The organism is Cyanobium sp. N5-Cardenillas, assembly GCF_024345515.1.
Taxonomy (GTDB): Bacteria; Cyanobacteriota; Cyanobacteriia; order PCC-6307; family Cyanobiaceae; genus Cyanobium.
This window is the reverse complement of sequence record NZ_JAGQBG010000144.1, coordinates 1-7,987: the sequence shown is the minus strand read 5'-3', so window position 1 is coordinate 7,987 and position 7,987 is coordinate 1. Positions and strand designations below refer to the sequence as shown.

Below are 7,987 nucleotides of genomic sequence, written 5' to 3'. Positions count from 1 at the left end.
CTGGCGCGTCTTGCCGCCCCAGATGGCCAGGAGCAGGTACACCGGCAGCAGTTCCAGCTCCCAGGCCAGGAAGAACAGGAGCATGTCCTGCACGGCGAACACAGCGATCTGGCCGCCGTCCATGGCCAGGAGCAGGAAGTAGAAGAGCTTCGGCTTGAAGGTGACCGGCCAGGCCGCCAGGCAGGCCAGGGAGGTGATGAAGCTGGTGAGCAGGATCAGCGGCATGGAGAGGCCATCGGCCCCCACCGACCAGGCCAGCCCCAGATCGGGCAGCCACTGCACCCGCTCCACCAACTGCAGGCCGGGATCGGCCGGGTCATAGCCGCGCAGATAGGCCGCCACGGTCACCAGGAAGGTGGTGAGGGCGACGCCGAGGGCGTACCAGCGGACCTGCTTGCCATCGCCCTTGTCGGGCACGAAGGGGATCAGCAGAGCGGCGCCGATCGGGAACAGAATCGCGGTGCTCAGCCAGGGAAAGGGCACAGAACGGTGCTGTCCATCTGGCCGGAGTGTAGAAATCCCCGCCTCCAACCCACCCACCGGATGGGCGTTGTCACACACAGAGGGGCTCAGCCGAAGGCGCTGAACAGGAGCACCAGGCCGATGACCCCGCCGAAGACGATCAGGGCATAGAACTGGACGCGGCCGGTCTCGAAGTACTTCAGGCCCTCGCCGCTGCCGAGGGTGAGCAGGCCGGTCAGGTTGACCACCCCATCCACCACCTTGGAGTCGACATCGAGCACCTGGCGGGCCAGTCGGCGGCTCCCCTGCACGAAGAGCTTGTCGTTGATGGCATCGAGATACCACTTGTTCGCCAGGAAGCGGTTGATGGCCGGGAAGCGCGCCGCCACGGCGGTACCGAGATCGATGCGGTGCAGGGCGTAGGCCAGCACGGCCAGGCCGATGCCGAGGCTGGAGATGGCGACTGAAGCGCCGGCCAGGGGCAGGAATTCCCCCCAGCTGAAGTGCTCAGCCACCTCGGCGGCCTCGACGGGATCAACGAGGTTGCCGAAACGGCTGTTCCAGGGGGTGCCGAGCAGGCCGATCAGCACCGAAGGCACCGCCAGTACCACCAGGGGAGCGGCCATCTGCCAGCCCGATTCGTGGGGATGGCTGGCATGGCCGTGGTGGGCATCTTCGGTCGACTCCGGGGGCTGGCCCGCCGCGCTGAGCAGCTGGGCGCGGATGCCGGCGTCCAGGCCGCGGAAGGGGCCCTCAAAGGTGAGGAAGTAGAGGCGGAACATGTAGAAGGCGGTCATCCCGGCGGTCAGGAAGCCCATGGCCCAGAGCAGCGGGAAGCTGTTGAAGGCCTGGCCGAGGATCTCGTCCTTGCTCCAGAAGCCCGCCAGGGGAGGGATGCCGCTGATCGCGATGCAGCCGATCAGGAAGGTGGCGGAGGTGATCGGCATGTGCTTGCGGAGGCCGCCCATCAGGCGCATGTCCTGGGCCAGCACGGGTTCGTGGCCCACCACCTCCTCCATGGCATGGATCACCGAGCCGGAGCCGAGGAACAGCATCGCCTTGAAGAAGGCGTGGGTGACGAGGTGGAACATGCCGGCCAACGGGGCCCCGCAGCCCATGGCGAGCATCATGTAACCCAGCTGGGAGACGGTGCTGTAGGCCAGCCCCTTCTTCAGATCCATCTGGGTGAGGGCGATGGTGGCCCCCAGGAACAAGGTGATGGTGCCAATCACGGCGATCACCACCTGCACCTCGGGGAAGGGCTCGTAGACCGGCTGCAGGCGAGCCACCAGGAAGACGCCGGCCGCCACCATGGTGGCCGCGTGGATCAGGGCCGAGATGGGGGTGGGGCCCTCCATGGCATCGGGCAGCCACACGTGCAGGGGGAACTGGGCCGACTTGGCCATCGGCCCCATGAACACCAGCAGGCAGAGCAGCACGGCCACCCCGGTGGGAAGGCCGCCCCCGGCCACGGCGGCCGAAAGCCGTTCACCGATCTCCTCGAAGCCGAAGCTGCCGGTGGCCCAGAACAGGCCCAGAATGCCCAGCAGCAGGCCGAAGTCGCCCACCCGGTTGACCACGAAGGCCTTCTGGGCCGCGTTGGCGGCGGCGTCGCGGTCGTACCAGAAGCCCACCAGCAGGTAGGAGCACATGCCCACCAGCTCCCAGAACACGTAGATCTCGAGCAGGTTGGGGCTGATCACCAGCCCCAGCATCGAACTGCTGAACAGGGCCAGATAGGTGAAGAAACGGACGTAGCCCTTGTCGTGGGCCATGTAGCCGTCGGAATAGACCATCACCAGCAGGGCGATGGTGGTGACCAGCGACAGCATCACCGCTCCGAGGGCGTCGACGCGGAAGCCCATCTGCAGGTGGAAGGTGCCGGCGCCGGCCCAGTCGAACAACACCTCCGTGCCGCCCGCTCCGGCCAGCTGCTCGGCAAGGATCGCGAAGCTCAGCACCGCGGCCATGCCCACGGAGGTGATGAGCAGAAGGGCCACCGGCTTGCGCAGGCGGTTGACGGTGCGGTTGAAGGTGATCAGCCCCAGGCCGGTGAGGCAGGCCCCCAGCAGGGGGAGCACTGGTATCAGCCAGGCAAGTTCGGAAGCGGAGGGCATCCTGGAGGCTCTGTTGGCGCGAGTTTAGGCAGGCCCGCCGGTCTGGCCCCGGCTCTGTGGTGGCCTGCCCATCGACCTCCGCCGGCCGGCGGGGGCTTCAGCCCAGCCAGTGGGCGAGGGCCGTGCGCGAGAAGGTGGTGGCGCCGAGGCCGATCCAGCGGTGGGCCCACCAGAACACGCCGATGGCGATGGCGATCCCCAGCTGGGAGGGCCTCAGGAATTCCGCCGCCACCAGCGTCTGACGGCCATCCAGGACGGCGGCGAAAGGCAGCACCGACGTGGAGGCCCGCAGTTCCTCGAAGGCGGCGCCGAAACGGTGGCGCAGGCGCCGGTCCCCGTTCCAGACGGCGAACAGGTGGTGGCCGATCAGCCCCACGCAGGCCACCAGGGTGAAGCTGGTGCCGATCCAGAGCAGGTGGGTCGCGCACCACAGCACCTGGCCCACCGCCTGGGGATGGCGGCTCACCCGGATGATCCCCGTGGCGTAGAGCCGCACCTGGGGCTTCAGCACGGCGGGGATCTCCAGCAGGTTGTAGGTGGCCGGATACAGAAACAGAAAGCTGATGGCCGTGCCGGTCCAGACCACCGGCACCACCCAGGGCTGGTCCTGCAGGTTCCAGAGCCTCAGGCCGTCGTAGCGATGGGCGAGGAAGTAGCCCACCACGATCACCGCCGCGGGGATGCTGAGGCCGGCGAACAGCAGCCGCCAGAGCCGGGGCCCGATCCTCGCCTCCCCCCAGACCCTCAGCGAGGCTCCGCCGCTGTGGATCAGGGCGAAGATCAGCAACAGAGCCAGCATCACCACGCTGCTGTGCTGGGGGCCCGCCGTCAGCAGGGAAAGCGAGGGCATGGGGGGCGGGGGGCTGGAGCGGATGTGACAGGTCGATTCTTGCCACCGGGCGAGCCCCCTAGAGTTCCGCTCGGCCTGCCGGCTCCGGCGAACGGTCCCCCCGAGGCCTCCCCGACCCATGGCAGATCTGCCTTTCACCCTCGACCAGCTCCGGATCCTGCGGGCCATCGCCAGTGAGGGCAGCTTCAAGAAGGCGGCCGACAGCCTCTACGTCACCCAGCCGGCGGTGAGCCTGCAGATCCAGAACCTGGAGAAGCAGCTGGATGTCTCCCTGTTCGACCGCGGTGGCCGCAAGGCCCAGCTCACCGAGGCCGGCCACCTGCTGCTCAGCTACTGCGACCGGATCCTGAGCCAGTGCCAGGAGGCCTGCCGGGCCCTCGACGACCTCCACAACCTGCGCGGCGGCTCCCTCGTGGTGGGGGCGAGCCAGACGACGGGCACCTACCTGATGCCCCGCATGATCGGCCTGTTCCGCCAGAAGTATCCCGACGTGGCGGTGCAGCTGCAGGTGCACAGCACCCGCCGCACCGGCTGGAGCGTGGCCAACGGCCAGATCGATCTGGCGATCATCGGTGGTGAGCTGCCGGCGGATCTCAACGACCTGCTGCAGGTGGTGCCCTACGCCAACGACGAACTCGCCCTGGTGCTGCCCCCCAAGCACCCCCTCGCCCGTCTGCCCGAGCTCACCAAGGACGACCTCTACCGCCTGGGCTTCGTCTGCCTCGACGCCCAGTCGACCACCCGCAAGATGGTGGACCAGCTGCTGAGCCGCTCCAAGCTGGATGTGCAGCGGCTCAAGATCGAGATGGAGCTCAACTCCTTCGAGGCCATCAAGAACGCCGTTCAGGCGGGCCTGGGGGCGGCGTTCCTGCCGGTGGTGTCGATCGAGCGGGAGCTGGCGGCCGGCACCCTGTACCGCCCCCAGGTTGCCGACCTGATGGTGCGGCGCCAGCTGAAGCTGATCACCCATCCGGCCCGCTACTGCTCAAGGGCTGCCGACGCCTTCCGGCGCGAAGTGCTGCCGGTGTTCGCCAGCCCGGACAGCCCCCTGCGCCAGGTGCAGGCCTAGCCGGGGCTGGCCGAGCGCAACGGGGTCAGAACTGATCGGCCTCCGGTGTGATGCCGACGGCGTCATCGGCGGCGCCGGCGACCCCCCGGGTCTGGAACTTGTTGCCGGTGATGTCGGTCTGGTAGACGCAGCGCACGATTGGCTTGTCGCGCACCGAGCCGATGTAGGCGAAGGTGTTCATGCGCTGCTTGCACTGGCGCATCTGCTCGGCGGTCACCGCCCCTTCCTTCTGCAGCACCGACCAGTTCTCCCGACGGATGACGCAACCGGGCTGGAGCGTGGGCTGGGTCACGAAGCTGCTGCTCGGGTTCATCGTGGTGTACAGCTCGATGTCCATCACGAAGGCGCTGGCCCCCCACTGCTTGCAGAACTCGGGGTCGGGCACCGCCATGTCGAGCTGCTGGGCGCTGGCGATGTTGCCCTGGTTGCCCTGGGTGGTGCTGGTCACGGCGCTGCCGATGCCGATGCCCACCACCAGCACCCCCGCCAGCACCGCCACGGTGGCCACATTGAGCTGAATGTTGGGCCCGCCGCCGCCCGTCGGCCCACCGCCGTTGCCGGAGGGGGGACGCCCGCCACCGCCGCCGGTGGTGCCCCGTCGGCCCTGGGTCCCGCGTGGGTCGTCCCGGCGTCCATAGCCCGTGGAGAAGCGGTCCGCTCGCTGGTCGGGGCGCTCGTCGTAACGGTCGGCCCGGGGGTCGTAGCGGTCGGGTCGGGAGGCGTAGCCGCCCGGCTCGGGCCGGCCACTGCTGCTGCGGGAGCGGGTCACAGGGTTTCCGGGCTGCGGGGCAGGCCCATCGAATAATTGAGCACCCGGGCCTCGGGGTTGTAGCTCAGCTCGCCGGCCTGGAGCATCTGCCGGACAAGTCCCTCCAGTTCGGAGCCGATGCGACGCAGGCTGTAGTCGCTCAGCTCCTGGCCGGCCTGGGCCGCCACCAGCTGCCTGAACTGGCCACGCACCTTCTCCAAGGCGGCCTCGTCCCAGAGGAACTCGTTGTCGGGATCGATGTCGAGGGTCAGCTGATCCGGGTCGGGGATCAGATCGTCGTTCTCAACCCGCGCCGTGAACAGACGGATGTGGCGGGTGGTGGACTTGAGCAGCGTCTCGACCATGGGCTCGTCCTCGGAGGCAGGTGACGACTTTAGGTAGGACGGAGCCCGAATCCGTCGCCCCGGGCCCCGGCCGCCGGTCGCCCTTGCCCTGGAGGGCCCGATAAGGTTGCTGCTGATCTCGGGTTCGACATGCGGGTTGTCATCGCCGGGGCCGGGCTGGCCGGCCTGTCCTGCGCCAAATACCTCTGTGACGCCGGCCATACCCCGATCGTGCTTGAGGCCAGAGATGTGCTGGGCGGGAAAGTGGCGGCCTGGCAGGACGCCGATGGTGACTGGTACGAAACCGGCCTGCACATCTTCTTCGGCGCCTATCGAAACATGCGCCAACTCTTTGCCGAGCTGGACAACGAGGATCGTCTGCAGTGGAAATCCCACGCGATGATCTTCAATCAGAAGGAGGTGCCGGGCACCTACAGCCGTTTCGATTTTCCCGACCTGCCGGCCCCCTTCAACGGCGTGGCGGCGATCCTGGGTAACAACGACATGCTGACCTGGCCGGAGAAGATCGCCTTCGGTCTCGGCCTGGTTCCGGCGATGCTGCGTGGCCAGGACTATGTGGAGGAATGCGACAAGTACAGCTGGAGTGAATGGTTGCGGATTCACAAGATCCCCGAGCGCGTCAATGATGAAGTTTTTCTCGCCATGAGCAAGGCGCTCAACTTCATCAACCCCGATGAGATCTCCAGCACGGTGGTGCTCACCGCCCTCAACCGCTTCCTGCAGGAAACCGACGGCTCCCGCATGGCCTTCCTCGATGGCAACCCACCGGAGCGGCTCTGCCAGCCGATGGTCGACTCCATCGAGGCCCGGGGGGGAGAAGTGCATCTGGACTCGCCCCTGCGGGAGATCCGCATCGATCAGGACGGCGCCGTCACCGGCTTCCGCATCGGCGGCATTAAGGGCCGACCCGAACGGGAGATCCAGGCCGATGCCTACGTCAGCGCCATGCCGGTCGACCCGCTCAAGCTGCTGCTGCCCGAGCCCTGGAAGCAGCTGCCCTACTTCAGCAAGCTCGAGGGCCTTCGGGGTGTTCCGGTGATCAACATCCACCTGTGGTTCGATCGCAAGCTCACCGACATCGACCACCTGCTGTTCAGCCGCTCCGATCTGCTCAGCGTCTACGCCGATATGAGCAACACCTGCCGGGAGTACGAGGATCCAGATCGCTCCATGCTGGAGTTGGTGTTCGCTCCTGCCGCCGACTGGATCGGTCGCCCGGATGAAGAGATCGTGGCCGCCACGCTGGAGGAGCTCAAGCGCCTGTTCCCCGTCCATTTCACCGGTGCCACCCCGGCCCGGCTGCGCAAGTCGGTGGTCGTCAAGACGCCGCTGTCCGTCTACAAGACCGTGCCCGGCTGCCAGCAGCTGCGCCCCTCCCAGGATTCCCCCATCCCCAACTTCTTCCTGGCGGGCTGCTTCACCATGCAGCGCTATCTGGCCTCCATGGAGGGGGCGGTGCTGAGTGGCAAGCTCTGCGCTGCCGCCGTGGACGCCCACCTCTCCGGCCGGGGCCAGGACCCCGCCCCTGCCCAGAGCCTGGCGGCGGTGTGAGTGTGCTGGCCCCGCTGCCCCCCTGCCTCTCCACCGATCTGGAGGACGCCTACGAGTCCTGTCGGCAGGAAACGGCGCGCTGGGCCAAGACCTTCTATCTCGGCACGATGCTGCTGCCCCCGGCCAAGCGCCGGGCCATCTGGGCGATCTACGTCTGGTGCCGCCGCACCGACGAACTGATGGACAGCGCCCAGGCCCAGACGCTGTCCGCCGAGGTGCTGCTGGAGCGTCTCGATGCCTGGGAGGAGCGCACCCGTGCCCTGTTCGCCGGCCATGCCGTCGATGCCCTCGACAGGGTGATGGTGGACACGATGGAGCGCTTCCCCCAGCCCCTGCAGGCCTACCTCGACATGATCGAGGGCCAGCGGATGGACGTGCTGCGCGATCGCTATGCCAGCTTCTCCGATCTCCAGCTCTATTGCTATCGGGTGGCCGGCACCGTGGGACTGATGACCCAGGAGGTGATGGGGGTCGATGCCGCCTACACCTCCGCCCCCTGGAGCGAGCGTCCCGACACCTCGGAAGCCGCCGTGGCCCTGGGCATCGCCAACCAGCTGACCAACATCCTGCGCGATGTGGGTGAGGATCGGGGCCGCGGTCGCATTTATCTTCCCCAGGAGGATCTTGACCGATTCGGTTACTCCGAAGCCGATCTCATGGCCGGCCGTCTCAACGAGAACTGGCAGGCGCTGATGCGATTCCAGCTGGAGCGGGCCAGGGATTGGTTCAACCGTTCCGAGGCCGGGGTGCGCTGGCTGGCGCCGGATGCCCGCTGGCCTGTATGGGCGTCACTGCGGCTGTATCGGGGGATCCTTGATGTCATCG

7 protein-coding genes and 1 pseudogene are annotated in these 7,987 nt (G+C 67.5%); 3 read left to right on the top strand and 5 right to left on the bottom strand.

Features of this window, described 5'->3' with window-relative positions; genetic code table 11:
* The 3 genes and pseudogenes from KBZ04_RS11620 to KBZ04_RS11610 form a co-directional block, all read right to left on the bottom strand.
* Window positions 1-483: pseudogene (locus KBZ04_RS11620) on the bottom strand (NAD(P)H-quinone oxidoreductase subunit 4); the annotation flags it as partial.
* A gap of 86 nt (window positions 484-569) precedes the next feature.
* A complete protein-coding gene (locus KBZ04_RS11615; RefSeq protein WP_254992081.1) occupies window positions 570-2,579 on the bottom strand; it encodes an NAD(P)H-quinone oxidoreductase subunit 5 in 2,010 nt (669 codons plus the stop codon).
* A gap of 97 nt (window positions 2,580-2,676) precedes the next feature.
* The gene (locus tag KBZ04_RS11610; RefSeq protein WP_254992080.1) at window positions 2,677-3,429 is read right to left on the bottom strand and encodes an NnrU family protein; all 753 of its coding nucleotides are present in this window, start codon (window positions 3,427-3,429) and stop codon (window positions 2,677-2,679) included.
* A gap of 118 nt (window positions 3,430-3,547) precedes the next feature.
* Here KBZ04_RS11610 and KBZ04_RS11605 point away from each other — a divergent pair, with 118 nt between their 5' ends.
* Complete coding sequence (locus KBZ04_RS11605) at window positions 3,548-4,498, top strand: LysR family transcriptional regulator (RefSeq protein ID WP_254992079.1); 951 nt, start codon at window positions 3,548-3,550, stop codon at window positions 4,496-4,498.
* Window positions 4,499-4,523: 25 nt separating this feature from the next.
* Here KBZ04_RS11605 and KBZ04_RS11600 read toward each other — a convergent pair whose 3' ends face one another.
* Window positions 4,524-5,267: a DUF3172 domain-containing protein gene (locus KBZ04_RS11600; RefSeq protein ID WP_254992078.1), complete on the bottom strand. Its 744-nt coding sequence runs from the start codon at window positions 5,265-5,267 to the stop codon at window positions 4,524-4,526.
* Window positions 5,264-5,611: an NAD(P)H-quinone oxidoreductase subunit M gene (locus tag KBZ04_RS11595; protein ID WP_254944988.1), complete on the bottom strand. Its 348-nt coding sequence runs from the start codon at window positions 5,609-5,611 to the stop codon at window positions 5,264-5,266. The genes KBZ04_RS11600 and KBZ04_RS11595 overlap by 4 nt, the downstream gene beginning before the upstream one ends.
* A gap of 129 nt (window positions 5,612-5,740) precedes the next feature.
* On the opposite strand from KBZ04_RS11595, the gene pds reads away from it, so the two are divergent.
* Window positions 5,741-7,162 carry a 15-cis-phytoene desaturase gene (gene pds / locus KBZ04_RS11590; RefSeq protein WP_254992077.1) on the top strand — a complete coding sequence of 474 codons (1,422 nt, stop codon included), beginning with the start codon at window positions 5,741-5,743 and terminating at the stop codon, window positions 7,160-7,162.
* Window positions 7,159-7,987 (top strand): squalene/phytoene synthase family protein (locus KBZ04_RS11585; protein WP_254992076.1); only part of this gene is annotated, 829 nt, incomplete at its 3' end. The genes pds and KBZ04_RS11585, both read left to right, overlap by 4 nt.